The sequence below is a fragment of the Chitinimonas sp. genome (assembly GCF_036568685.1).
Classification (GTDB): domain Bacteria; phylum Pseudomonadota; class Gammaproteobacteria; order Burkholderiales; family Chitinimonadaceae; genus Chitinimonas.
Window position 1 is genome coordinate 1 of record NZ_DATCSC010000061.1, and the last position, 23,686, is coordinate 23,686.

Genomic DNA, 23,686 nt, shown 5'->3' on the forward strand with positions numbered 1-23,686 from the left:
GAACAGATCCCAGTCCGCCCAATGCTCTGTCCGCGAGGCTGGGCGTGGATGCAATGCGCGTTGAGATGGCGGACCAGGTTGTTGACCCAGCCACCAGGCAGGTGATGGAGTACGGGGCAACGATACTTGAATGCCACTCGAAGGGCGTTGAGCGCCGACATATCTTTGTGGCCAATGATGGCGGAAGGTGGAAGTTTGGCCAGTTTGGCGAACCCTTTCCCTTCGAGGATACGATGGCCTATCAGGCCAAGTCGATCAAGGCGCGGTTCACCCATGCCATGTTGCTGGCCTACGTGAAGGAACTAGGAGTGACCTTGGCGGGGAGTGATGCGCCCATGCTGGACAGTGGGCAAGGCTACTTGCTCACCAAGCACGGCAAGATGCCAGCCACGTATAAAGAGTTTGCCGACTGATCGAGGTACCGGCACCCGTTCAAATCTGGCCGGTTTCCCTTCTGACCTTCCTTCCATACCTCCCCGCTAGCCAGGAGCCGCCGTGCGCTACACGCCCTATACCCTGACCATCATCGCCGCGAACGACGGCCGCTTTGTCGATTTCGCGCCCTATGTGGCCTCGATCACCGACCAAGGTGTGGTGGCCTTCCAGGCGACCTTGGCGGATGGGCACAGTGGCGTGTTTACCAGTGATGGCGCTGCCATTAGCGATGTGGCGGTGACCACGGCCGCAGACAGCCCCGTACAGCGCTTTGCCAGCCACCCGGATATCAACAAGGCGGGTGTGCTCTCGGTCTATGGCGAGCTTCAGGGCGGCGAGGAAGCGCTGCTGCTGTACGCGGGCGGCGAGATGACCGCGACCGGCGTGCAAGAGAGCTTCAAGGGCATAGGCCCGCTGGGCCCGACCATGAACGAGGCGGGCGCTGTCGCCTTTCGTGGCACGTTGCAGGCTGGGCAAGCGTCCATTCAGCTGCGGCATGCCGTGGGTACCACCACCATCGCGGCGGTGGATGAAGTCTATCGTGGCTTCGACGGCCTGCCGGTGGTCAACAACGCCGGCCAGCTCGCCTTCCGTGCAGACCTGCAGGATGGCCGGCAGGGCGTCTTTCTGCACGATGGCGGCAGCTGCCAGCCCGTCGCGCTGACCGGTGAAGACTTTGCCGAGATCGCACGCTTCCCCATCGTCAACGACCTGGGCACGGTGGCCTTTGTGGCCACGCATGCCGCGAACGGCCCCGGCATCTATGCCGCCACGGCAGGCTCCCTGACTTGCCTTACCGGCGACATGGCGGGGTTTGAGAGCTTCCGTGGGGTGCTTATCAACCATGCTGGGCTGGTGGCCTTCTACGGCACGCCCGCAGGTGGCCAGCTGGGCATCTATACCGGGCCGGACCCGATTGGGCATAGGCTGCTGGGCCTGGGCGATACGCTATTTGATGGTGGAATCACGGACCTGGCCTTGAACCCGGTGTCGGTCAACGAGGCGGGGCAGTTGGCCATACGCATTGCGCTGGCGGATGGCAGGCAGTTTGTTTTGCGGGCAGATCCGGCGGCGTAATCAAGTCGGTGCTGCTGGCAGCACTGGTGCGCAATGACCGCCATACTGGTTACAGCGGCCTCTTAGAATTCCGGCCATATTGCCGATGGGAACGAACATGGAAACACAAGCTACGCAAAAGTCGCCCGACGCCAAACACTCGGCGGTGGATCACCAGCGCTTCCTGCGCCAGCACGAACACCTGTCCAGCGCATTCGGCAGCGATGCCTTCGGCCTGCGGGCAGAAGCCTTTGCGCGCTTTTTCGGCACCCCCACCTTCATCGTCTTGCAGACGATCATCGTGGCGGTATGGATCATGGCCAACGTCGTGGGTATGGCGCACTTCGACGAGTACCCCTTCATCCTGTTGAACCTAGCCTTCAGCCTGCAGGCGGCTTACGCGGCACCGCTCATCCTGCTGGCGCAGACCCGACAAGCCGAGCGCGACAAGGCGCATTCCGATGCGGATGCGCAGCATCGCGAAGCCATTGCCTCCGATTCGGCCCGGCAGTCTGCGCTGATGCTGACGCTGTTACGGCAGAACACGGAACTGACGGAGCTGACGCAATCCATGGCGGCCCGCATTGAAACACTGACGGTGCAGCTGCACGCGCATTTGCTACAGGATAAGGCAGGGGTGAATGAAGAGCGCCCACCTGCGGCGTCGTGATGGATAGGCAGCGCATGAGAGCTGGGGCACTAGGTGTGTACCCGGCGCCGCTGACCCTATGCGCCAGCGGACGCTGACCACTTCAAAGATGCCTCGTTGGCGATAGCCGCTCCCGATTGATATGCTGCCCAAAGCAGGAAGCACTAGGTCGCAGTTCGGCCAGGAGCGGACGCAGTACCAAACTGATATACCCGTCCGTTGATGTGCGCAAAGTGGCTACTATCCTTCGACTGTTTGCAGATGCGCACGATATCTGACGAGGCGCTTACAAGCCAGAATGCTGTCGCACCATCTGCAATTTCTGTGGCTCAGAAAGGCTCCGCAGCATCGAATACGCTTGCTCGGCATCCTCGCCGGCAAGATACATCACCTGGCCGGTGCTGTCGGTTGCCGCAGTGAAAATAACCTCAGCAATCGATTCTGCGGTCGAATAGTTGCCACGACGCGTATTCATCGCCTCGGAGACCCTGGCCAGCGTATCTCGATAAGCGTTGTTCGCGTCTTCAAATGTACGTGCAAGCGATCGGCCTGCGAACTGGGTAGCCACCCCGCCCGGCGCAATATACTTGGCACGAATGCCAAGTGGTGCCAGCTCGAAGGACAGCGACTCGGTGAAGCCGACGACGGCGAACTTGGTTGCGTTATACAGCGAGAACAAGGGAAGCGTGATCAGGCCGCCCAGAGAGGCGACGTTAATGATCGTGCCGCTACCCTGGCGCCGCATCGCCGGCAGAACCGCGCGCGTTACTGCAAAAATGCCATCCACATTGGTTGCGAACTGCCGGCGAATTTGCTCATCAGTTGCAGTCTCAAACGGGCCGAACAGGCCGTACCCGGCATTGTTAACGACGGCATCGATCCGTCCGAATCGGTCTAGCGTTCCGGCAACCGCAGCTTCGACAGAAGCGGAGTCCGTGACATCAAGCGGCAAGACCGCGATGTTGGAATGTTCGGCCAATGTTGCGCCATCGACCGGATTCCGCATCGTTGCGACCACACGCCAGCCTCGATCAGCGAAGAGATTTGCGGCAGCATGGCCAATTCCAGATGAGGCGCCGGTAATAAGGACAACGGGGGAGGTGTTCGTAGACATGGAAATGCTCCTTTAGCTAATACACAAACGAGAGAAGATCAGCTCCGGATGCCATCCCAGCAAAGTTGGAAGGCGACCGCACGATTTTCCTCAGTGTCGGCAATTGCTCCGCTACGGATCAATCGTGCGGTTTCACGAACTGATCCAAAGAAAATGGATGTCAAAAAAGGGATCGGCACGGCCTTCAGGATTTCCTGCGACTGCCCGTCCATGACGAGCTGCAGCAACCCTTCTCCAATCCTGTTGATATACGCTCGGCTTTCATCGTTCATGAACGACGAACCGACAAACTGCTCCATAAAGCTGACCTGGTCGTACCGGTTCAAGCGGTGATCGAGCATCCTGTTCCACACGCTGCGGACGCGCCCTTTTACCGGCGCCAAAGAATCCATTTCGCCACCGTAGAAGTCGATCGCTTCGCATTTGGCGCGGCGATAGACCTCATTGAATAGCGCTTCCTTGTCAGCGAAATACGTATACAGCGTGCTGGTTCCAATCCCGGCAGCCTTGGCAATTTCGGTTAAGGTTAAGCCGAGCAGCCCACGTTCCGCCGTCAAGCGGCACGTCGCGGTTAGTACGGCGTCCAACTTCTTTTCGTCTTTAGGTTTCATGGCTGCAACCATAGGCGAATATTTATTCGGTTACAAGTGGCAATGACGTTGCTTCAGACGAACGGTAGTGACATCGATCAAGGTATGGAGGGCCGGACGATACGTGTAGAATCGCCCAAAATTCGCCATGAGCTTGAGGTGTTTTGATGAGGTTGGCACAATGCACGGACGTGTCGGGCAAGGTTCCAGCGTGTCGTCGAGATACACGACAGACGATCTTTTAACGAATTAATTTTCGTGTAAAATTGAGCATGCAACGCTCTTATGGTGGCGGTGACGCGCTCGCGGCCGGGCTTTGGTCAGGCTATCTTGCTGCCTAGACATTTGTCGGCTTCACCGTATCGAGCTCTGTCACGACCGGAAGATCATCTGCAGTGAGGGGTATCAACCTATGAAAAAGCGAATCGCCATCATTGCTGGGGCGACAGGTCTTGTAGGAAAGGAGATTCTCGATGGTCTGCTGGCCGACGAGAATGTGGCTGAAGTGCATAGCCTCAGCCGCAGAGCACTCGTGATTCAGCATCCGAAGCTGGTGGCTCATATTGTCGACTTCACCAAGTTGCCGGACCTGCCACCAGCCGACGAGGTGTATCTGGCGATTGGAACAACAATAAAGACGGCGGGCAGCCAAAGCGCTTTTCGCGCGATCGACTTCGATACGAACCTGGCGGTTGCGAAGGCCGCGCATGCTGCAGGCGTGAAGAAGGTGGGGCTGGTAAGCGCAATGGGGGCTAATTCCGGCTCGGCGATTTTCTATAGCCGCGTGAAAGGCGATTTGGAGGCTGCGTTGGCGAAAATGCCGTTCGAAGGATTGGTAATTGCACGCCCATCGATGCTGGTAGGAGATCGCGGGGCTGTTGGGCAACCAATCCGCCCCGGTGAAAGATGGGCAGCCCTGCTAGGCAACGTACTCGGGTTTCTGATCCCGTCAAACTACAAGCCAATCGAAGCAGTTGCCGTAGCAAGAGCATTGCTGTCAGCAGTTCCGCAAGCCAATGGTAAAGCGATCTTGCTGTCTGGCACCATGCAACACTGAGGACGCTGCATCTGGCGTCCGGTCTCAGTCGATTAGCGGAAGCAGTCAATTGCTTGGGCGGAGGTCTGCTATGGGTCGATAGCGGTCGCCACAGCATCGGCTAGGAATGTCCGTTTTGCGTTGGTCAGCAGCCACCAGCACGCTAGTCAGCCACCGCCGGCACGGTAGGCAGCCACAGCCAGCGCCCCGCAATCAAGAGCGGATCTTGCAATCTGGCCCAGATTGGGTGGATTGCAAGCGCTGCCCCTGGTTTTCAAGACTAAGCGGTGGCCGTGGTTGGGAAGGTGTTCGTTGAACCTTCCAGTCGCGCTGCATAGTGTTCCAGGAACATGCGCCCACAAGCCAAGCCCAAGCGGTAGTCGTGGCGCAGCGCTTGTAAGTCGCTGCCGAGCATGCGGCTCTTGAGCGGCTGCCGGGGGGCAATTTCGACGACATTGACCGCTGGAGGGGGATTCTCGATGAAGCGATTCGCCTCGTTGTAGTTGGTGATATGGCGCTCGATCAGCGCGGGCATGCCTTTCAGGCGCCCGTATGCCAGGCCGCGTGAGAGCCGCGCGGCGCCGCCATCGGCCTCGCGCGGAGTTGTGCGGATCACGACGATGCAGTCACAACCTTTGTCATGTGCGGCACGCACGGGCAAGGCATCCGCGACTGCGCCATCCCAATAGTCCACCCCATCCAGCATCGCGCTATCACGGTAGAGCAGAGGAATGGCACTGGACGCCTTGATCGCCTGCTGCAGTTTGTCCTTATGGAAGGGCAGATAGGTGGCTTCCAGCGTGTCACGGCGGCTGGCACACAGATAGAAAGATCGTCCCTCAAGTCGTTTCTGCCCGCGTTCAACATCGAGGAGGGTGTCTGAGTTGAGGGATTCAAAGTACCAGTCGAGATCGACCAGATGGCCGCCACGTGCAAAACGTATGGGGCTGTAGAACGCCTTGTGGGTGGTATGGCGAACGATGGCGCGGCGGGCATAACCGTTTGCACCACACGCGTACGCGGCGAGATTTTGCGCCCCGGCGGAGACGCCGATGAGCGTACTGAAAGGGAAGAAGTCCGCTTTCAGGAACATATCGAGGACGCCGGCGGTAAAAATGCCGCGCTGCCCTCCACCTTGGCACACCAAGCCCAGGTGGCGGTAACTAGGCCCGGCGCTGTTCAGGTGCTTGTCGCCGGTCACTCGAATGCTGAAATTCATCTGATCTTTCCCCAACGGCTACACAGTTGGCCACCACGAGACAGCTTGGCGGATGCGAGATGATTCAGTATCGCATAAACGGGGTACTGCCTTGACGGCTCAAGCCGGGCGAAGGTTGGGCCAGAGAAAATTGGGGCAGCGCTTGCCATGCAAAGGTATGTTGGATTGCAAGACCGGACCCCAGTTCTCCCACGCAGAGTGTGATGGTCACGCCAACACCGACGCGTCGATCTGGTCGATCGACGTCACCCCGGTCAGGGTCATCGCGACCCGCATTTCTTTGGCAAAGATGTCGAGCACGTTTTCGACGCCGCGCTGCCCATCAGCCGCAAGTGCATAGATCGGGGCGCGGCCCAGCAATACACCGCGCGCGCCCAGCGCCAGCATGCGCACAACGTCCAATCCTGAGCGCACGCCCGAATCGGCCAGCACCGTCAGGTCGCTGCCGACGGCGTCGGCAATCGCCGGCAAGGCGCGGGCGGTGGAGCGTACGCCATCAAGCTGCCGCCCTCCGTGGTTGGAGACGACGATGCCGTCGGCGCCGAAGCTGACCGCGTCGCGGGCATCCTGCGGGTCCAGGATGCCCTTGATGATCATTGGACCCTTCCAGAAGGTGCGTATCCATTCCAGATCATGCCAGCTGATCGATGGATCGAAATTCTGCGCAAGCCAGCCGATGTAGTCCTCCAGTTTGGTGGGCTTGCCCCGGTAGGCCGAGATATTGCCCAGGTCATGGGGGCGCCCCAGCAGTCCGACCTTGATTGCCCAGTCCGGTCGGGTGGCTGCCTGGAGCAGGCGGCGCGGTGCGGCATACGGGCCGGACATGCCGGAGTGCGCATCGCGGTAGCGCGAGCCCGGTGTCGGCATGTCCACCGTGAATACCAAGTGGGTGACGCCGGCCGCCTGTGCCCGCTCCAGCGCGTTGCGCATGAAGCCGCGGTCCTTCAGCACATACAACTGGAACCAGATCGGCTGCGGGCTCCCTGACGCGACCTCTTCGATGGGACAGACCGACACCGTCGACAGGCAGTACGGCACCCCCTTGGCCGCCGCCGCCCTGGCCGCCTGGACCTCGCCGCGGCGGGCATACATGCCGGTCAGCCCGACCGGGCTGAGGATCACCGGCATGGCTTGGCGCAGACCGAATAGGGAGGTTTCAAGGCTCACCCCCTCCACGTTGCGCAGGACGCGCTGGCGCAGGCTGATCGACGCCAGGTCGGCCTGGTTGGCGGCCATGGTGTGCTCGGCATTGGCGCCGCCGTCGATGTAGTCGAACAGGAAACGGGGCAGCTTGCGGCGCGCCGCTTCGCGGTAGTCGTAGGCGGAGGAAATGATCATGGCGGAACCCCTGTGGTCACGAAGGACAGAGGTACAGCTTAGATTCAGTTGGTATATGATGCAAACGACTAATATTGTTTAATTCCAGTCCAAATTGGAATGGTAATGAATCTACGGACGGTAAGAGCATTTGTCGAAGTAGTGCGGCAAGGCGGTTTTTCGCAGGCGGCGGAGGTGGTGCTGCTGACCCAGTCGGCGATCAGCAAGGCCGTCAGGACGCTGGAGGAGGAGCTGGGGGTGCCCCTTCTCAATCGCCTGGGTCACCGCTGCGAGCTGACGGCGGCCGGCGAGGTGGTCTACCGCCGCGCGCTGGTCATGCTGGCGGAGCGCGACGATCTGATCGCCGAACTGAAGGAACTGCAGGGCTTGCAGCGCGGTACGTTGCGCATTGGCCTGCCACCGGTCGGCAGCGGCGTGCTGTTCTCCAAGATGTTTACCGCCTACCGCCGCCGTTATCCGAATATCGAGATCCAATTGCTCGAGTATGGTGGCGAGCAGTTGCATGAATGCCTGCAAGGCGGCGTGGTGGATCTCGCGGCCATCCTGGCGCCGCTCGGCCCAGAGCTCGATGGTCAGGATGTGCGCGTCGAACCGCTGACCGTCGTGCTGCCGGCCAGCCATCCGCTCGCCGACCGTCCGGAACTGGACTTCCCCACCTTGGCGGCCGAGCCATTCATCTTGTTTGAGGAAGGCTTCACCCTCAACCGCATCATTCTGGACGCATGCGAACGCCAGGGCGTCGCACCGAAGATCTGCGCGCGCAGCGCACAGATCGACTTCATCGTCGACCTGGTCAAGGCAGAACTGGGGGTGGCGTTCCTGCCGCGTATGCTGGCAGAGAAATACCAGAACCACGCGATCCGCCTGGTGCCGCTGGCCGAACCACAAACCGATTGGCACATGATGCTGGCCTGGCGGCGCCAAGCCCACCTGCCGGCCGCCGCCCGGGCATGGCTGGAACTAGCGCGGGAGATGCTGCCGTAAGGCGGACTGCCCCACCCCCATCCGATCTACGGGGTGATCACGGCGGGCAAGCCGTCTGGTGAAATCACCAACAAACGGAGCTTGCTGTTCAAGACGGTATCGGGCCCCCAATGCCGTCATTGCGCGCTTTGCCCAACAGTCCAGGTAACTAAAGCGCCGTTGCGACGGATTCGATCAGTGTCCTCATCCATTGCTGCGCCGGGTTGCTATCGCTTCGACGATGCCAGATCAGATGAAACACGATTTCCGGCAAGGCAACTGGCGGCGGAAAAAAGGCCAGCTTTCGAGCAGACGGTGAATTGAGCGCGATTCGCTTCAAGACGGTTCCCGTCATGCGGGTGCTCGCGACGATGGTGGGCAGTGCGAACATCTGTGGCAGGGTCAGCACCAGTGTGCGCTGCTCGCCTTGTTGCGCCAATGCCTGGTCCACCAGTCCATGCCGCTGCCCCTCCGGCGATACGAGCGCGTGTGGAAGGGACAGGTAGGTCTCCATGTCCATCCCACGTCGTGCCGCTGGATGCTTGCTCGCGATGATGGTGACGAATTCATCTTGCAGGATCGGTCGAGTAAGGATGCGTCCTTCAGGATGCGTGGGCGGCACGCCAATGGCCGCGTCGATAGCGCCCGCATCGAGCAAGTCCACCGCATGGTCCCGGTCGTTGAAGGCATGGACATTGATCAATATGCCGGGTGCCTGTTCTTCGAGGGCTGCGAGTAACGAGGGCAACAGCACGAATGCGGGATAGTCCGACAGCCCCAGGTTGATCGTCAGCTTTGCCTCGTGCGGGACGAATTCCGGCTTCCTCACCAAGGTGGCTTCGAGTTGCCGTAGCGCCTGTGAAATGGGGGCGGCCAATTCGCGTGCGCGTGGCGTGGGTAGCAGACCATCGGCGCTGCGCAGAAAAAGGGGGTCGCCCAGTAGCTTACGCAGCCTCGACAGCGCTGCGCTCATGGCCGGCTGGCTCACACCAACCTGGGTGGCGGCACGCGTCACATTGCGCTCGTTCATCAGCGCGTCGAAGGCCGCCAGCAGGTTCAGGTCTATACCTTGAAAATTCATATTTCAAATAATGATTCATATTCTTCATTTGTTGGATGGATATTACTCTGCGGCGCAAACTCTCGTCACTTCCAAACACCCGGAAGACATTCCAACCCGACGAGATCCTAGCCATGAGTACATCCAACGCCGAACTCAACGAGCGCCTGCGCATTGAGCGCTTAGCTGTAGAAACCTTGTATCGCGCCTTCAACGAGAAAAACCCCGACCTTGTCGACGCCGTGTTGTCGACGGCGTGGGACGACATCCCGCTGGGACCGGGTCAGGGCCCTGGGCCCGAAGGCATCAAGCCGATCATTCGCAGCTTTGGGGAAGCTTTCCCCGATGTGCGCATCGTGATCCACGACATGATCCAAGTGCCCGGTCAGGTCGGGGTACGTGCCGAGATCACCGGTACGCATAGCGGAGAAATATTCGGCATCGCGCCTACCGGTAAGGCAGTCAGCTTCCGTCTGCATGAGTTCCACAAGCTGGATGAGGGACGTGTCACCACGACCTGGCACATGGAGGACTGGTTCGGCCTGTTCCTGCAGCTCGGCCAGTTCCCCGTTCAGTCCTGATCATCTTCAAGCGAGCCTACTCATGAAAGCAGCACATATTGAGACCTTCGGCAGCCCGGATGTCCTGGGGAGCGGCGAAGTCGCGGTGCGTACTCCCAAGGGCAACGAGGTAGTCGTTCGCATTGAGGCAGCGGGCGTCAACCCGCTGGACGTGAAGATTGTTGCGGGCTACCTGCAACAGGTATTCCCGGTTGAATTTCCCTACGTGCCTGGCACCGACTTCAGCGGGGTAATCGAAACCGTGGGCGAGGAGGTGAGCCATCTGCAAGCGGGCGATCGTGTTTTCGGCCGTAGCGCGCCCAGTGCCGGTGGCGCGTTTGCACAGCGCATCGTGATCGCGGCTGCCGACGTGTACGCCGTTCCAGAGGCAATGAGCTTCGAGCAGGCCGCCGCACTGCCGACCACGTTTGGCACTGCCCGTCAGGCGCTTTTCGAAACCGGCGGCTTGCAGCGTGGCCAGCGCGTGTTGATCCATGCCGCAGCGGGTGGCGTGGGCGTCATGGCGGTTCAGCAGGCACATCGTGCGGGCGCCTACGTGATCGCCACGGCATCAGCTGCGAACCTCGATCTGGTGAAAAGCCTTGGGGCGGACGAAGTGATCGACTACCGCACGCAAGATTTCTCGCAGTTGCGCGACGTGGATCTGGTGCTCGACGCCATAGGTGGCGAGACGCTTGAAAAGTCGTGGCCGGTACTGCGCACGGGCGGGCGTATCGCAAGCCTGGTGGAGTTCGGTATCAAGGGAAGAAATGGCAAGGGAGGCGAGTCTGTATTTTTCGCCAGCGCCACGCCCTTTCTTGCTGAGGCGGTCAAACAGTTTCAGAGCGGGCAACTTCAGATCGTCACCGATTCCATCTTCCCGCTGGAAGAGGCGCGCGCAGCGCTGGAGAAAGTCGCAACCGGCCACGCCTGTGGCAAGGTTTTGATCCGCACGCGCAACTAACGAGAGCGTTGCCGCACAGAACTGGGGGCAGGTCTTGTATTTTGCACGCATCCAGGCAATGCAAAATACAAGACCTGCCCCTGAATTCTCTCCCCAAAACGACAAGGTGGGGCCTTGCCGCGGGCTCATCGGTCGGCAACCAGCTTCCCGGCTTTGCCCCAGGACTCGCGGGCAACTTCGGTGATGACGATATCGACGCTTTCTGGCGGGCAGGCCAGGATTTCCGCCGTAACGCGAGTGACCTCCTGGACGAAGCTGCGCTTCTGCTCCAGGGTGCGGCCAGGGTGCATTTCGAGGCGCAAGATAGGCATGATGGTTCCTTGGTAAGCGGCGCGCAGGGTGCGTGCCAACACCGCCAGTTTTGCGCAGGCATAGGCTTGGATAAATGGGCCATAATTTCACCCATTCCAAACCTATGGGTTCTGAATTGTGGATAAGCTGGCTGGCATGGCGATGTTCGTTCGGGTGGTCGAGAGCGGCAGCTTTACGGCGGCGGCCGCGGCGAGCGGGGTGTCGCCCACCATGGTGGCGAAGCATGTTCGGACCATCGAGCAGCGGCTGGATGCGCGGCTGCTCCACCGCACCACGCGGCGGCAGCAGCTTACCGAGGTAGGGCGGCTGTACTACGAGCGGTGCAAGCTGGTGCTGGCGGAGGTGGCGCTGGCCGAGGGCAGCGCGTCGGAGCTGCGGGCCAGCCCGCGCGGACTGGTGCGGATGGTGGCGCCAGTGAGCTTCGGCAGCCAGAGCTTGGTGCCTGCGCTGGCCGACTATATGGCGCGCTTTCCCGAGGTGAGTGTGGAGCTGACGCTGGAAAACCGCCTGCCTGATCTGATCAACGATGGCTACGAGCTGGGCATCCATATCGGTGCCATCGACGCCGTAGGGGTGGTGGCAAGGCCATTGCGCCCCTATGGCCGCATTCTTGCGGCGGCACCCGCCTATCTGGATCGGCATGGGGTGCCGAGCCACCCGGCACAGCTGGCGGCGCACCAGTGCCTGGGCTTGTCGTACTGGAGCCGGCACGACCGCTGGCACCTGCTGGGCCCCGCCGGCGAAATCTGCGAGGTGGTGGTAAAGGGGCGGTTCACGTCGAACCAGGGCAGCGCCCTGCGCATTGCCGCCTTGCACGGCGCCGGCATTGTGCTCCAGCCCGAGGTGCTGTTGGCCGACGATATCGCCGCCGGCCGACTGGTACGGGTACTGCCGGACTGGTCATACAAGACCACGCCCACTTACCTGATCTACGCCCAGGACAGCCGGCCCACGGCCAAGCTGCGCAGCGTCATCGACTTCCTGTTGGCGCGCTTTGGGCCGGGGGAGGAGCCAGCTTCCGCACCCGGCTAAGGGGTTGAACGCTTTCGGCGCTGCTGGTGATCGGGCTGAGTAGGAAAGTGGCGTTGAGTACGCAGGGGACCGGCCCGCAATTTCCGCGAAGCGGAGCGGGAGCGCATTCGCACACGCAGGGTGGGCGAGCTAGAATCAGCCCCCATGGCATATCCAAGTAGATTCTTTCCTGCACTCGTCCGCAGCCTGGCCGGCGTGCTGCTATGCGCCTCAGTGCTGGCAGAGCCAGATGCGGATATCGAAGCCGACCACCAAGCTCGCCGCAGCCTGGTCCAGCCGATGTGCCCTTCGCTTTCCAAGCACAAGGGCAAGCTTGCACCCCAGCAGCGCTTTCACAAAGGCCTGTGCCAGCTGTATGGGATCGGTACACCCGTCAATCGCGACGCAGCGCTACCGCTGTTGCGGGAGGCCGCAGGGCAGCAGATCGATGGTGCAGCACTGGCCGTGGCCGATACCCTCCAGGCAGGGGACAACTGGGAACAACAGGAAGCACTGCAGTGGTATGCAAAGGCTGGTGCAGCAGGCGACGAGAAGGCGACCAGCCGACATGCGTGGCTGCTACAGCGCATGGAAGCATCGATACACCTGCCTATGCCGGCCGCAAAGCCACCGGACGACGGTGCCCCCGAGCCAGTGCTCCCCCGCGGCTATCACTGCCATGTACTCGGCTTTGGCAAGCGTTTCTGCCATAGCGCCCTGGACTAGGCTGGTTCTGGAGAAACTGGGGTAAGGTAAGCAATGCAACAATTTGTTGGATTGCAAGACCCGACCCCAAATGTCACGTAATTTTCAAGAAGGTGGAGTTCCAGCCTGGTAGCTTCGAACTTCGCCTGGTCTCTGTAGACCGATGATCGGACGGTGATTGATCGTTCTTTGCGAGCTAGACGGTTTAGGCTAGCTATTACACACAGGCGTAGATTTCAGGGATACGCTTAGGGACAGGTCTTGCAATTATGTATTAATTTTTTGGGTTGCAAGACCTAGCCGAATTCCTCTTGATTAGCTGGCTTGCCAAGATTGAGGAATCAGCGCTTCGCCGTTCCGGAATTCTGCAAGTAAATGCACATGGTCTAATCCGATAAACGTCGTTCTTGGTACATGTTCGAACACAATCATCTGAAATTCAGCCTGATAGTCTTTGTTCATGTGAGCTACAAAGTCATTAAGAAGCCGGAACGCTATGGATACTTTCTCACTGTCACTATTGTTAAGAATGACATCGTCTTTCGGTTTTTCATCGGGATAGTAAGGCCGACTAGGCTGGTCTATGACGAGGAGGCTAGGCACAAAGGGTGATTTGTGACTGATTGCTACTTCATGAAGGGCGAGGAATTGTAGCAGATGCAGGAACATATGATTTGAACTGCTGCCAACGTTCTCAATAAGGCTCGAGCGAGGTTTACGAAGCCGAAGACGCTTTTCCCCATAAGCAAAATCAGTCAAATATGTGGAATAGTTCGCTAGTGCATTGCCGGTATCGGCTAGATAGCCTTGAGCAATCTCGTTAATCATCGAGATTACGGCTGTACGAGTTTCGTCGACGTTTCGTATATGAATAGCATCTATTTGCCGCTGCAACTCATCGGTCGAAAACTTGGGTGCCAACTGGGGGTTCACTGGAGCTACCGCTTCATATGCATTGAACCGGCCTTTCGCCTCGCCAACGAATAGCCACTTTTCCCGCTCGGTAGCAAAAGACAAAGGCTCCCGCGGCAGGCCCGCAAGTTCCTTTTCGAGCGTGTCTCGCTTGAGTTCTAGAGTACGCACTATCGTAGCAATCTGGCCGTCAACAGGTTGCCTTTTTGCAGTAGACTTCTTTACCTCCAACAAATCTGCTTTCAGACTGCTTATAAGCTGATCGAAAATTTCTGATTTTACTAGTGTTGGTGCCTGCTTGATGAGTTGTTCGATTGGGAGTAGGCTGTCTTTTGCCCCTTTTAGTGCATCCTTGTACGCGCGATACTCAGACGTGAACTGTTTGAGTTTTCTTAGCCGACGCTCTATGGAAAATAGCTCTGCGATAACCGTAGCATGACGATCCAATGCATCCCCTGTTTCGGTGGAGGCGGCATTATTAATTGCATGTCTGACTACTTCGCGTGAGACACCTTCGGCGCTACTATTGAAAATTCCATACTCTGTTGCCTTGGCTGCGATCTCACGAATTTCGCTATCAAAGTCATCGCGCCCAGAGCGAAGTTGAGAGTTTTTTCGCTCTACTTGAGCGAGCTCCCTTTCCAGTAACTCCTTACGCTCGCGCGCTGCCATATTCGCAAGGTCATCAATCCCTAGCGCCATGTCAAAAATTCGTGGCAATGCTTCGCGGTAGCGATCCTCGGATTGCTTGTCAAAGAACACCTTGCTGTTAGTAATGATGTCTTCTGAAATGGTGTTGAAGAGAAAAAAATATCTGAACGACACCTTGGAGTTGGCTCTTAGAGCACTGCCTCCATAAGGGATAGTCACAGTCTCGTCGATTTTGAATTCTGCCTCTAATATTTTCTTGATATCATCTTCACGTGCATTGGCAATAGGAATGTCCGGCTCTACGCCCAGAGAGGAAAAGTAATACTCATCCGAAACTTTGTTTCCATTTGGACTTTTTCGAGCTATCGAATAAGTCTTGTCATTAATATAAAATTTCAGTCCATACCACTCCACATTCTCATTAATGACACTGTCTGGGAGCTTGTGTGAGCTAGCAAGAAAGCAATAATCTATGATGTCCAGAAGGGCGCTTTTCCCGGTGTGGCTCTCGCCGGAAAGCACATTGACCTTGTTTCTCGCGAAAGTAAGACTGCGGCATTCCCCGCCCCTAGACCACAGTGTGATGGAGTCGAATCCGAAATTCAAAGCTGTACCCTGAAATTTAAATAAAGTTCATCAGCAGGAGCGGCTAAGACGGCAGCAATATGCGCAGCTGCCTTTTCTATCCGTTGTGCCCGCTTCCCGAAGCTTGCATCGATTCTTAGTGGCTTTAGTAGAATCAGTTTCCCATCAAAACTTGCATAGCCAGCTGCGACAATCCATTGTATTGCATTTACCGAAGTCGTAAGACTTTCTTCAAAACGTGAGTTGAAATTCACGAATAAGTCAGGCCTATCAGCGACCAAGCCCGCAACCTCTCTAAAGGCAATATTTCCGTTACCCATATGTCGAATAGTCGCATCATGCATTACAATCGGCATAACCAGCAGTGCTTTTGCGACGGAAAGTTGCTTGGCACGCGCGAGCACCGCCAGGAGCGCGGCCGCACAAATCCCTACGTTGTTGTACCCCGACCAGCGTTTAGTCATTGTCAGCCCAGTCCCTATGCCAACCGATACGCCCAATGTCTGAGAGGTAATAGAGTTCACCATTGCTCAGTTGGGTGTCAAGCTCGGTATCACCCAGTCTGAAGCGTTCACGTCTGAGCATCCTTAATAAATCAAAGGCAGAATCAATAACTTCGCTCATGCTCGTACATTTATCGAATAGCCCGTAGAATTCATTGTCCCAGCGGTTGAAAACTTCGTTGTGAAAGTCTTCTACCTCGTCGCCAACGACATTTCCTTCCTGGACCCATCTCTCTAGATTTGTGGACAATCGAATTTTTTGTCGTGTGTAATCAATCGCTCGTTCACTATCTGCAATAGATAATGCACCAATCTCAATTAGTCTTTTGATGAATCTTTGTGAAAAAATATCATCGGGTAGGATCGATTGAAAGCGATGCGCAACAAGTTTCTTGTTTCTAGAATCTTCAAAGATTTTTCCATATCGTTTGGAAAATTCCTCAAAGCTGATAATCAGTGCGCTCCCATTTTTTATGGTGAGGAAATTTTCGCTGCGTATGCGGGAGTCAAGTCGTTCGAACACGGCATCTATTTTTTCCGGACCGATAATTTTCTCGCGAATGGAATTCTTGACTCGACTAATTATGTCATCAACCTCAAGCTCAAGCCGAACATGATGAAGGAAGTCTTTTCTAACACTTTCCTCAAGGCAATTGACCGAGGAGATATATTTTTCGATATCTGCATTTTCGGTTTTATCAGACAAGTCCTTGAGGTGCATGTCTAGCATCTCAAAATTTCCGCTTTCCTGAAACTCAACAAGTAGTTTCAGAAATGTATTTGTCTTGCTTAGCGATTTATTTGAAACCAGGTGAAACTCAGTCTTTGAAACAAATAAGCGTTGAGCAGCAAGTTCCTCTCGCCCGTCGACCTTGTCACTAATTACCTGAGACCAGTTGTAAAGGGTCTTCCACAGATCTGAATCTAATTCGGTCAACGCAATCGGTGTGCCGGCAGCGTTTGTTTGGACCGTGTGTTTCAACTGGTACAAAATATTGAAATCGGCCTTCAGCTCGGTATGAACATCATCCTTGATTTCAAAGCCGACCGACTGACCTGTTCCCAAATTCAGGATGCGATAGAGAAAGTAGTAGTGCTGGTAGTCAAAACCAATGCTTGTATCCCCGGCGCTGGTCTTCTCGGAATATGATTTTTCTTCGGCCACGTCAGACGCTCAGTCCATTTCTCGGCTATGCACTATGCCATTGCCTTAAATCCAACTGTCGTCGGAATTCTGGCGGCGCTCCAAAAACAGCCCCGTTCGTATTTGAGGCTGTTAGCTTTTCAATGATACTGCTTCCTCAGGGAAAATGTCGCCGCCGATGGCATTCCCCCTACCGCCTTACGACTCAATTTGCGTGGATAGTGGGCCGCCAGCACACATTGTTACGGCCTGTCTTACGCCTCACCATCACCCCTGCACCGCCACCTTCCACCTATCCCCCGCCTTGCGCACATAGTGGTCCCACACATAGCGCCAGGGCATGACGATGGGGATGAGGATGACCAGGGCGCAGTAGTAGGCGTTGGTGGTGGTGGCTTCGTCCAGGGTGCCAGCGGCCCAGTGGGGGTAGACCACGGTGCTGAGCCAGATGACCTTCCAGAGCAGCTCCCACATCAGTGCGGGCAGCATCTGCAGCGGGTAGCGCAGACCAATGAGGCAGAGCAGCGAGAAAGCGGCCAGCATGCAGGCGACCACGCCATCCATCAGCTCCCGGTTGGGATTGGGGTGCAGTATGCCGGGCCAGACCATGAGCCCGAGGCCGACGACGACCAAGAGGTACATGGCGCGGAGCAGATAGAGGCGGTACAGGGGTACGGATACGTGCGGCATGGTCCTACTCCTCGTTGTGGCCGCTGCGCTGGGTGCAGTGCGCGGCACTATCAGAAAGCTTGAACACGGTGCTGCCTGCCCAGCCCGGCGCTGCGGTCTACGCCGCGCCAGCGGGTTTCGTTCAGATCAAGGTCCTTCACCTAGCTCGCCGTGGCGCGATGACGGCGCCAGCCGGGCAGGGTGATCGGCCTTTATTCAACGTCCTTCAAGATCCGTTCGACCGATGCCACCCGCCCGTGCAGCTCAGCCAGAGTGGCCTCCATGCTGGCCAGGGACTGGGCGATGTCGGCCTGTTGGCCGGCCAGCTTGGTCACCAGTTGCTGGTAGTCGTCTTCGTTGGCGAGCAGCACCTTGGCCTGCTGGACTGCGGAGTAGTAGCGCATGCCAAAGACCAGCAGGATCGTGCCGAACAGGGTGAACAGCGTCATCAAGTAGATACCTTCAGACATGGCGGGCCTCTATGTGTCGGTTGAAGCGTTGAGTGTGGGGACCGCTGCCACGATGGCGGCGGGTGTGATCTGCAGCGCGAATAGCGTCACCTCGAAGTAGTTCAGCGCCTTGCCGTCGCTGGATAGCTCCATCTGGCTGGTGACCAGGCCGGCTTCTTCCAGCTTTTGCAGGTGCAGGTGCAAAAGCGGCCGGCTGATGCCCAGCTCGCGCGCCAGCTGGCTGACGTAGTTGCGCCCGCCAGCCTGCAGCGCCGCGATGATGCGTAGGCGGTGCGGGTTGGCCAGCGCCGCCAACATGGCCAGCAGCTGATCTCCGGTGTGATCTGCGTTTCGTGTTTTCACGTGTAATAAATAACTGACAGGTGTAAGCGAGTCAAGCTGGTTTGTGAAACGCGTGTAAAAAAGTGGATGGGTGGGGGCGGGATTGCGGCATCGCAGCCACAGCCAGTGGCTTGTTTGGCGTGGAGCGAGCCTGCCGGTCGTGGGGCGCGCGGCGCAAAAAGAAACCCCCCGCGGGGGCCGTGATCTGCGGGGGGCAAAAGGGCTACGGGAACTTCCAGAAACCCCACTTTCGTCGCAATACGGCGTTGCTCGCGAAAAATTTCTCCTTACATATCAGCTATATGCCGCGTAGAAATTTTTCACTCGCGCCTTGTGAGCGAAGTGGTTGGCGCTGCAAGCGCCTTACCAATTCGGCCCACTCCCTGCGGGTGCGAACTTAGAAATTGAGGCTTCCGGAAGCCCCCGCGCTGGGAGTGGTTATGACTGCTGCGCGGCGCGCAATGCCTTGGCGGCGTTGACCATATTGGTCAGGGCGGGGATGACCTCGTTCCACTGCCGGGTCTTGAGGCCGCAGTCCGGGTTCACCCACAGCCGCTCGGCCGGGATGCGCTCGGCGGCTTTTTGCATCAGGTGCACGATATGCGCCTCGGTGGGGATGTTGGGCGAGTGGATGTCGTACACGCCCGGCCCGATCTCGTTGGGGTAGTTGAAGTGGTCGAAGGCATCGAGCAGCTCCATGTCGGAGCGCGATGTCTCGATGGTGATCACGTCGGCGTCCATGTCGGCGATGGATTCGATGATGTCGTTGAATTCCGAGTAGCACATATGGGTGTGGATCTGGGTCTCGTCCGCCACGCCATTGGCGGTGATGCGGAACGATTCCACGGCCCAGGCCAGGTACTCGCGCCATTGCGACTGGCGCAGCGGCAGGCCTTCGCGCAGGGCGGCCTCGTCGATCTGGATCACGCGCACGCCGGCTTTTTCCAGGTCCAGCACTTCTTCGCGGATCGCCAGCGCGAGCTGGTAGCACGATACCGAGCGCGGCTGGTCGTCGCGCACAAAGGACCAGTTGAGGATGGTGACCGGGCCGGTCAGCATGCCCTTCATGGGCTTGCCGGTGAGCGACTGGGCGTACTTGATCCACTCCACGGTCATGGCCTTGGGGCGGCTGATGTCGCCGAACAGAATGGGCGGCTTCACGCAGCGCGAGCCGTAGGACTGCACCCAGCCAAACTGGCTGAAGGTGTAGCCATCGAGCTGCTCGCCAAAGTATTCGACCATGTCGTTGCGCTCGGCCTCGCCGTGCACCAGCACGTCCAGGCCCAGGGCTTCCTGTTCCTTCACGCTGCGGGCGATCTCGGCGCGCATGGCATCCTGGTAGGCAGCTTCATCAATCTGGCCCGCCTTGAACTGGCTGCGGGCATGGCGGATCTCGGCGGTCTGCGGGAAGGAGCCAATGGTGGTGGTGGGGAACTTGGGCAGCTTGAGCAGGGCGGCCTGCTTGCCGGCGCGCACGGCGTAGGGCTGCTTGCGCTGGCCCAGCTGGGCGTCGATCTTGGCAATGGCGGCCTTGACGGTGGGGTTGTTCACGCGTGGCGAGCTGCGGCGGGCGGCAATGGCCAGGCGGTTGGCATCGAGCTCATCTGCCACGCTGGCGCGGCCCTGGTTCAGCGCGCGGGCCAGCACGGTCAGCTCGCCCAGCTTCTGCTTGGCAAAGGCCAGCCAGGATTTGATCTCGCCATCGAGCTTCTGTTCGCTGTCGAGGTCCACCGGCACATGCAGCAGCGAGCAGGAGGGGGCGATCCAGAGGCGGTCGCCCAGCTGGCGGGAGAGTGGCTCCAGCCAATCCAGCACGGCGTTCAGGTCGGTCTTCCAGATATTGCGGCCGTTGACCACGCCCAGCGAGAGCACGCTGTCTGCCGCTAGCTGGCTCACCAGGGCGGCAATCTCGTTACGGGCGTTGATGGCGTCGAGGTGCACACCCTGCACCGGCAGGCTGGCCAAGAGGCTCAGGTTGCCTTGCAACTGGCCAAAGTAGGTGGCCAGCAGGAGCTTGGCCTTACCGGTGCCCAGCACCTGGTAGGCACGGCGGAAGGCTGCCTGCCAGTCTGCCGCCAGCTCGGTGACGAGGATGGGCTCGTCGACCTGCACCCATTCCACGCCCTGCGCGGCCAGGGTGGCCAGCAGCTCGGCGTAGACCGGCAGCAGTCGCTCCAGCAGGGCCAGCTTGTCGCTATGGTCCTTGGCCTTGCCCAGTGCCAGGTAGGTGACGGGGCCGATGATGACCGGCTTGGCCTTCACGCCTTGGGTGCGGGCCTCGGCCAGTTGGTCGAGGAGGCGCGTGGCATCGAGCTTGAACTCAGTGGCGGCGCTGAACTCGGGGACGATGTAGTGATAGTTGGTATCGAACCACTTGGTCATCTCACCGGCGGCCACGCCGCCGCAGCAGTGGGCGTGCTCTTCGGCACCCTGGGCCGAGCGGCCACGTGCCACGCGGAAGTAGTTGTCGAGCACATTGCCATGGAAGCCCTGCACCCGCTCGGGCAGGTTGCCCAGGGTGAAGCTCATGTCCAGCATCTGGTCGTAGAAGGAGAATTCGCCCACCGGCGCGAGGTCCAGCCCCGCTTGGTCCTGCCAGTGGCGCTGGCGCAGTTCGGCGGCCAGGGCCTGCAGATCGGTCAGCGAGGACTGGCCCTTCCAGTAGGCTTCCAAAGCGAACTTGAGCTCGCGCTTGGCGCCGATGCGCGGAAAGCCGAGGTTATGGGTACGTGCCATGGCGGTGCTCTCTAGATGGAATGATGAAGATGGCGACCATCGTAGAGGGCTGGGTTCATGAGGGAAAATGGTAATGATTAATGAAGATGTGAATTTGATTCATGTTGTGCCATGACCGGGCCGGGGAGTACGCAGGCCGTAGGGGAGGTGGCTTGCCGAGCGGTCACCCTGGCCGCGCAATCGGCAGGAGGGGCCGCAAGCAGGCACACCAGCTATGGGTAGGGATGCAGGGGTAATAATAATTAAGTAATTGAATATTAATGATTATTTTGCTCTTGAAATGACTTTGCCAGCCCCTATCTAAGGAAGCGTCCTATGCAGGACTTTCTACTTGGAAAGGAGCGACATCATGAATGGATCATCCATGAGCTTTCCCAGCGGAATTTTCAGCGAGCTGGAGAGACTGGGGCGGGAGCTGGATGCGGCGTTTGGGAATACCACGGCGACGCAGGGCATACGGGCGACCGGTGCGGGCGCCTTCCCGGCGATCAATATCGGCAATACCCCCGGCAGTACCGAGGTGTTTGCCTTTCTGCCCGGCGTGGACCCCAACAAGGTGGAACTGGTGCTCCACAAAGGGGTGCTGACCTTGTCCGGCGAGCGGGTGGACGAGGTGCCGACCGAATCCGAGCAGGTCAATGTGTACCGGCGGCAGCGCTTTCATGGTCGCTTCAAGCGTGCCATCAGCGTGCCGGAGGATGTCGATCCCGATCAGGTGAAGGCGAGCTACCGCGACGGGGTGCTGAATATCAGCCTCAAGCGCAGTGGCGCAGCCCAGCCGCGGCGCATTGCCATAGCCTGAACCGACCAGCCATTGGAGGATAGATCATGAGCGATAAGCAGATCGCAGGCGTCGACGCGCCTGCCGCGCAACCGCGCGTGGATGTATTTGAAGATGCGACCGGCATCACCATCGTGGCGGACCTGCCTGGGGCCAGTACCGATACGCTGGAGCTGAAGGTGGAGGGACGTAACCTGCTGCTGGAAGCGGCCGTGGCCACGGCGCTGCCGGGTGATCTGGAATCGGTCTATGCCGAGGTGCGGGTGCCGCGCTACCGGCACGCCTTTGAGCTGAGCCGGGAACTGGATACCGAGAGGATAGACGCCGCCCTCAAAGATGGTGTGCTGCGCCTGCGCATACCCAAGGTGGCCCAGGCACAGCCGCGCCGGATTGCGATCCAGCAGGGTTAGTACCGCAGGAGACATTGCCATGAACCGTGTACATGACTGGAAGGAAGGGCTAAGCCAGTTCTGGGCATCGTTGAACAATGGCTGGGCCAAGCTGAAGGAGCGTGCAGCCGGCGCGCTGACGTACTACTCGCCGGATAGCCGCGATGCCGTCCCGCGCCAGGCAGATGGCAGCCGCCTTGGGGTGGCGTCCTGGGCCTATCTGGCGGTCGACGTCTACGACGAGGGCGGCAAGCTGATCGTGCGGGTGGAAGCGCCGGGTATGGAGAAAGAGGATTTCTCCTACGTGGTGCAGGGCAATATGCTGACCGTCTCTGGCGCCAAGCGATTTGAGCGCAGTGCCAATCTCAAGCAGTACCGGATACTGGAGTGCGCCTACGGTAGCTTTCAGCGCATGGTGCCCTTGCCGGTGGCGGTGGATGTGGACAAGGCGGAAGCCGCCTACCGTGACGGCGTATTGAGGATCGCCTTCCCCAAGTTGGCGTCCTCGACCGCTCGCCGTATCGAGGTACGCCAGGGCTAGTTTGCACCTTCAATTGTTGCCACTCTCTACCGAAACCCCTCCCGCGCGGAGGGGTTTCTTTTGGCAAGGCCACGGGGTGGACGGTGCTTGCCGCTACCGCGCGGCGCCTTGGTGTTCGATCAAGGCTTGGGCCAGATGGTTGCCGCTCAGCCAGGCGCCTTCCACCTTGCCGCCGCACAGCCAATCGCCACAGCAACCCAGCTTGAGGTCGGCATCGAAGGCGGAACCGATGTCCAGGGGCGCGGCGATATCGGCATAGCGCCAGCGGTGGATGGACCACTGGCGGGGAGCGGGGGCGCCGAGCGCCTGCAGGGCCTGGATCATGGCCTCGGCCACTTGCTCCGGGGTTTGCTCAAGGTGCTGTTCGCTCCACTCGGCCTGGGCGTGGATCAGCCAGCATTCGGCCTTGCCACGCGCGGGCTTGCTGGCCTGGCGCGCGATCCAGCGCAGCGGCCCCTGGTTGATAAAGGCGGCATCAACTTCCAGGAAGGGGCGCTGGTCGAAGTGGGCAATCAGCGCCCAGCTGGGCAGCATCCTGACCTGGCTGGCCTCGTCGGCCAACTGGCGGGACCACGGTGCAGCCAGCGCATGGGCTTGCGGGGCCGGCATGGCCAGCAGCACGGCGTCGAAGGCTGTGCTGGGTTGGTCTTCATCCCTGAGCTTGAGCTGCCAGCCCCCTTCGGCACGCAGCAGGCGCTCTACCAGGGTACCGCGCTCTACCGTCATGCCCCTGCCATGGGCGACGGACGAGAGCGGGGCGTTCATGGTCGGCGTGCCCACATAGCGCGGTAGCGGCTCGGTATGGTGGCGCCAGCCGGTGGCCTCGTAGGCGCCGATCTTGCCCTGCCAGGCCTGCACCAGGCCTTGTGCCTCCCACTCGGCCACCTGGGCTACAAACAGGGGGTGCCGGGCGGTGAAATACTGCGCGCCGTGATCGCACTGCCACCCGTCTCCTCGGCGGGTGCTCATGCG

Annotated in this window: 25 protein-coding genes and 1 pseudogene; 12 read left to right on the forward strand and 14 right to left on the reverse strand. The window is 59.1% G+C overall.

Going from position 1 to position 23,686, the window contains the following annotated elements; all coding sequences use genetic code 11:
* The 3 genes and pseudogenes from VIM95_RS09630 to VIM95_RS09640 form a co-directional block, all read left to right on the forward strand.
* Positions 1 to 413: pseudogene (locus VIM95_RS09630) on the forward strand (hypothetical protein); the annotation flags it as partial.
* Positions 414 to 495: 82 nt separating this feature from the next.
* Complete coding sequence (locus VIM95_RS09635) at positions 496 to 1,512, forward strand: choice-of-anchor tandem repeat NxxGxxAF-containing protein (RefSeq protein WP_331985035.1); 1,017 nt, start codon at positions 496 to 498, stop codon at positions 1,510 to 1,512.
* 97 nt (positions 1,513 to 1,609) lie between these two features.
* A complete protein-coding gene (locus tag VIM95_RS09640) occupies positions 1,610 to 2,161 on the forward strand; it encodes a DUF1003 domain-containing protein (protein WP_331985037.1) in 552 nt (183 codons plus the stop codon).
* Positions 2,162 to 2,426: 265 nt separating this feature from the next.
* On the opposite strand, the gene VIM95_RS09645 is transcribed toward VIM95_RS09640, so the two are convergent.
* Positions 2,427 to 3,254, reverse strand: a complete 828-nt coding sequence (locus VIM95_RS09645) for an SDR family oxidoreductase (protein ID WP_331985039.1) — start codon at positions 3,252 to 3,254, stop codon at positions 2,427 to 2,429.
* A gap of 38 nt (positions 3,255 to 3,292) precedes the next feature.
* Positions 3,293 to 3,865: a TetR/AcrR family transcriptional regulator gene (locus VIM95_RS09650; protein WP_331985041.1), complete on the reverse strand. Its 573-nt coding sequence runs from the start codon at positions 3,863 to 3,865 to the stop codon at positions 3,293 to 3,295.
* A gap of 391 nt (positions 3,866 to 4,256) precedes the next feature.
* On the opposite strand from VIM95_RS09650, the gene VIM95_RS09655 reads away from it, so the two are divergent.
* The gene (locus VIM95_RS09655; RefSeq protein WP_331985043.1) at positions 4,257 to 4,901 is read left to right on the forward strand and encodes an NAD(P)H-binding protein; all 645 of its coding nucleotides are present in this window, start codon (positions 4,257 to 4,259) and stop codon (positions 4,899 to 4,901) included.
* 259 nt (positions 4,902 to 5,160) lie between these two features.
* On the opposite strand, the gene VIM95_RS09660 is transcribed toward VIM95_RS09655, so the two are convergent.
* Positions 5,161 to 6,099, reverse strand: coding sequence for a patatin-like phospholipase family protein (locus VIM95_RS09660; protein ID WP_331985045.1), 939 nt, complete (start codon positions 6,097 to 6,099; stop codon positions 5,161 to 5,163).
* A 207-nt stretch (positions 6,100 to 6,306) separates the two neighbouring features.
* Positions 6,307 to 7,437: an FMN-dependent L-lactate dehydrogenase LldD gene (gene lldD, locus VIM95_RS09665; RefSeq protein WP_331985047.1), complete on the reverse strand. Its 1,131-nt coding sequence runs from the start codon at positions 7,435 to 7,437 to the stop codon at positions 6,307 to 6,309.
* 105 nt (positions 7,438 to 7,542) lie between these two features.
* Here lldD and VIM95_RS09670 point away from each other — a divergent pair, with 105 nt between their 5' ends.
* Positions 7,543 to 8,421, forward strand: coding sequence for a LysR family transcriptional regulator (locus VIM95_RS09670; RefSeq protein ID WP_331985049.1), 879 nt, complete (start codon positions 7,543 to 7,545; stop codon positions 8,419 to 8,421).
* 148 nt (positions 8,422 to 8,569) lie between these two features.
* On the opposite strand, the gene VIM95_RS09675 is transcribed toward VIM95_RS09670, so the two are convergent.
* The gene (locus tag VIM95_RS09675; protein WP_331985051.1) at positions 8,570 to 9,481 is read right to left on the reverse strand and encodes a LysR family transcriptional regulator; all 912 of its coding nucleotides are present in this window, start codon (positions 9,479 to 9,481) and stop codon (positions 8,570 to 8,572) included.
* A gap of 113 nt (positions 9,482 to 9,594) precedes the next feature.
* Between VIM95_RS09675 and VIM95_RS09680 the strand changes: the two genes are divergently transcribed.
* Together VIM95_RS09680 and VIM95_RS09685 are read left to right on the forward strand one after the other, a co-directional pair.
* The gene (locus tag VIM95_RS09680) at positions 9,595 to 10,041 is read left to right on the forward strand and encodes an ester cyclase (protein ID WP_331985053.1); all 447 of its coding nucleotides are present in this window, start codon (positions 9,595 to 9,597) and stop codon (positions 10,039 to 10,041) included.
* Positions 10,042 to 10,063: 22 nt separating this feature from the next.
* The gene (locus VIM95_RS09685) at positions 10,064 to 10,984 is read left to right on the forward strand and encodes an NADP-dependent oxidoreductase (protein ID WP_331985055.1); all 921 of its coding nucleotides are present in this window, start codon (positions 10,064 to 10,066) and stop codon (positions 10,982 to 10,984) included.
* Between the two features lie 125 nt (positions 10,985 to 11,109).
* Here the strand turns inward: VIM95_RS09685 and VIM95_RS09690 are convergent, their stop codons facing one another.
* Entirely contained in the window at positions 11,110 to 11,295 is a 186-nt protein-coding gene (locus VIM95_RS09690) for a 4-oxalocrotonate tautomerase (protein WP_331985057.1), read from the reverse strand.
* A gap of 136 nt (positions 11,296 to 11,431) precedes the next feature.
* Between VIM95_RS09690 and VIM95_RS09695 the strand changes: the two genes are divergently transcribed.
* Positions 11,432 to 12,328, forward strand: a complete 897-nt coding sequence (locus tag VIM95_RS09695) for a LysR family transcriptional regulator (RefSeq protein ID WP_331985059.1) — start codon at positions 11,432 to 11,434, stop codon at positions 12,326 to 12,328.
* Positions 12,329 to 12,472: 144 nt separating this feature from the next.
* Positions 12,473 to 13,033 carry a hypothetical protein gene (locus VIM95_RS09700; RefSeq protein WP_331985061.1) on the forward strand — a complete coding sequence of 187 codons (561 nt, stop codon included), beginning with the start codon at positions 12,473 to 12,475 and terminating at the stop codon, positions 13,031 to 13,033.
* Between the two features lie 294 nt (positions 13,034 to 13,327).
* Here VIM95_RS09700 and VIM95_RS09705 read toward each other — a convergent pair whose 3' ends face one another.
* The 7 genes from VIM95_RS09705 to metE all read right to left on the reverse strand — a co-directional run bounded on the left by VIM95_RS09705 (position 13,328) and on the right by metE (position 21,003).
* Entirely contained in the window at positions 13,328 to 15,181 is a 1,854-nt protein-coding gene (locus VIM95_RS09705; protein WP_331985063.1) for a DUF3732 domain-containing protein, read from the reverse strand.
* A complete protein-coding gene (locus VIM95_RS09710) occupies positions 15,178 to 15,624 on the reverse strand; it encodes a three component ABC system middle component (protein WP_331985065.1) in 447 nt (148 codons plus the stop codon). Before VIM95_RS09710 ends, VIM95_RS09705 begins: the two co-directional genes overlap by 4 nt.
* A complete protein-coding gene (locus tag VIM95_RS09715) occupies positions 15,617 to 16,828 on the reverse strand; it encodes an ABC-three component system protein (RefSeq protein WP_331985067.1) in 1,212 nt (403 codons plus the stop codon). The genes VIM95_RS09710 and VIM95_RS09715 overlap by 8 nt, the downstream gene beginning before the upstream one ends.
* Before the next feature lie 246 nt (positions 16,829 to 17,074).
* Positions 17,075 to 17,497, reverse strand: a complete 423-nt coding sequence (locus tag VIM95_RS09720) for a hypothetical protein (protein WP_331985069.1) — start codon at positions 17,495 to 17,497, stop codon at positions 17,075 to 17,077.
* Positions 17,498 to 17,688: 191 nt separating this feature from the next.
* The gene (locus VIM95_RS09725; RefSeq protein WP_331985071.1) at positions 17,689 to 17,946 is read right to left on the reverse strand and encodes a hypothetical protein; all 258 of its coding nucleotides are present in this window, start codon (positions 17,944 to 17,946) and stop codon (positions 17,689 to 17,691) included.
* 9 nt (positions 17,947 to 17,955) lie between these two features.
* Positions 17,956 to 18,288 (reverse strand): winged helix-turn-helix domain-containing protein, encoded by a 333-nt coding sequence (locus VIM95_RS09730; RefSeq protein ID WP_331985073.1) that lies wholly within the window; start codon positions 18,286 to 18,288, stop codon positions 17,956 to 17,958.
* Positions 18,289 to 18,705: 417 nt separating this feature from the next.
* Positions 18,706 to 21,003, reverse strand: coding sequence for a 5-methyltetrahydropteroyltriglutamate--homocysteine S-methyltransferase (gene metE, locus VIM95_RS09735; RefSeq protein ID WP_331985075.1), 2,298 nt, complete (start codon positions 21,001 to 21,003; stop codon positions 18,706 to 18,708).
* A gap of 349 nt (positions 21,004 to 21,352) precedes the next feature.
* Here metE and VIM95_RS09740 point away from each other — a divergent pair, with 349 nt between their 5' ends.
* From VIM95_RS09740 to VIM95_RS09750, 3 genes are read left to right on the forward strand one after another with little or no spacing between them, the layout of a single operon-like run.
* Positions 21,353 to 21,805 (forward strand): Hsp20/alpha crystallin family protein, encoded by a 453-nt coding sequence (locus VIM95_RS09740; RefSeq protein WP_331985077.1) that lies wholly within the window; start codon positions 21,353 to 21,355, stop codon positions 21,803 to 21,805.
* A gap of 26 nt (positions 21,806 to 21,831) precedes the next feature.
* Positions 21,832 to 22,194: an Hsp20/alpha crystallin family protein gene (locus VIM95_RS09745; protein ID WP_331985079.1), complete on the forward strand. Its 363-nt coding sequence runs from the start codon at positions 21,832 to 21,834 to the stop codon at positions 22,192 to 22,194.
* A 19-nt stretch (positions 22,195 to 22,213) separates the two neighbouring features.
* Positions 22,214 to 22,714: an Hsp20/alpha crystallin family protein gene (locus VIM95_RS09750; RefSeq protein WP_331985081.1), complete on the forward strand. Its 501-nt coding sequence runs from the start codon at positions 22,214 to 22,216 to the stop codon at positions 22,712 to 22,714.
* A 93-nt stretch (positions 22,715 to 22,807) separates the two neighbouring features.
* On the opposite strand, the gene VIM95_RS09755 is transcribed toward VIM95_RS09750, so the two are convergent.
* On the reverse strand, positions 22,808 to 23,686 hold an 879-nt coding region (locus VIM95_RS09755), incomplete at its 5' end, for an NAD(P)/FAD-dependent oxidoreductase (RefSeq protein WP_331985083.1).

What these genes read in the sequence shown, in the direction of transcription:
- VIM95_RS09640 (WP_331985037.1), top strand. Translation starts at nt 1,610, where the DNA reads ATGGAAACACAAGCTACGCAAAAGTCGCCCGACGCCAAACACTCGGCG.
- VIM95_RS09645 (WP_331985039.1), bottom strand. Translation starts at nt 3,254, where the DNA reads ATGTCTACGAACACCTCCCCCGTTGTCCTTATTACCGGCGCCTCATCT.
- VIM95_RS09650 (WP_331985041.1), bottom strand. Translation starts at nt 3,865, where the DNA reads ATGAAACCTAAAGACGAAAAGAAGTTGGACGCCGTACTAACCGCGACG.
- VIM95_RS09655 (WP_331985043.1), top strand. Translation starts at nt 4,257, where the DNA reads ATGAAAAAGCGAATCGCCATCATTGCTGGGGCGACAGGTCTTGTAGGA.
- VIM95_RS09660 (WP_331985045.1), bottom strand. Translation starts at nt 6,099, where the DNA reads ATGAATTTCAGCATTCGAGTGACCGGCGACAAGCACCTGAACAGCGCC.
- lldD (WP_331985047.1), bottom strand. Translation starts at nt 7,437, where the DNA reads ATGATCATTTCCTCCGCCTACGACTACCGCGAAGCGGCGCGCCGCAAG.
- VIM95_RS09670 (WP_331985049.1), top strand. Translation starts at nt 7,543, where the DNA reads ATGAATCTACGGACGGTAAGAGCATTTGTCGAAGTAGTGCGGCAAGGC.
- VIM95_RS09675 (WP_331985051.1), bottom strand. Translation starts at nt 9,481, where the DNA reads ATGAATTTTCAAGGTATAGACCTGAACCTGCTGGCGGCCTTCGACGCG.
- VIM95_RS09680 (WP_331985053.1), top strand. Translation starts at nt 9,595, where the DNA reads ATGAGTACATCCAACGCCGAACTCAACGAGCGCCTGCGCATTGAGCGC.
- VIM95_RS09685 (WP_331985055.1), top strand. Translation starts at nt 10,064, where the DNA reads ATGAAAGCAGCACATATTGAGACCTTCGGCAGCCCGGATGTCCTGGGG.
- VIM95_RS09690 (WP_331985057.1), bottom strand. Translation starts at nt 11,295, where the DNA reads ATGCCTATCTTGCGCCTCGAAATGCACCCTGGCCGCACCCTGGAGCAG.
- VIM95_RS09695 (WP_331985059.1), top strand. Translation starts at nt 11,432, where the DNA reads ATGGCGATGTTCGTTCGGGTGGTCGAGAGCGGCAGCTTTACGGCGGCG.
- VIM95_RS09700 (WP_331985061.1), top strand. Translation starts at nt 12,473, where the DNA reads ATGGCATATCCAAGTAGATTCTTTCCTGCACTCGTCCGCAGCCTGGCC.
- VIM95_RS09710 (WP_331985065.1), bottom strand. Translation starts at nt 15,624, where the DNA reads ATGACTAAACGCTGGTCGGGGTACAACAACGTAGGGATTTGTGCGGCC.
- VIM95_RS09720 (WP_331985069.1), bottom strand. Translation starts at nt 17,497, where the DNA reads ATGCCGCACGTATCCGTACCCCTGTACCGCCTCTATCTGCTCCGCGCC.
- VIM95_RS09725 (WP_331985071.1), bottom strand. Translation starts at nt 17,946, where the DNA reads ATGTCTGAAGGTATCTACTTGATGACGCTGTTCACCCTGTTCGGCACG.
- metE (WP_331985075.1), bottom strand. Translation starts at nt 21,003, where the DNA reads ATGGCACGTACCCATAACCTCGGCTTTCCGCGCATCGGCGCCAAGCGC.
- VIM95_RS09740 (WP_331985077.1), top strand. Translation starts at nt 21,353, where the DNA reads ATGAATGGATCATCCATGAGCTTTCCCAGCGGAATTTTCAGCGAGCTG.
- VIM95_RS09745 (WP_331985079.1), top strand. Translation starts at nt 21,832, where the DNA reads ATGAGCGATAAGCAGATCGCAGGCGTCGACGCGCCTGCCGCGCAACCG.
- VIM95_RS09750 (WP_331985081.1), top strand. Translation starts at nt 22,214, where the DNA reads ATGAACCGTGTACATGACTGGAAGGAAGGGCTAAGCCAGTTCTGGGCA.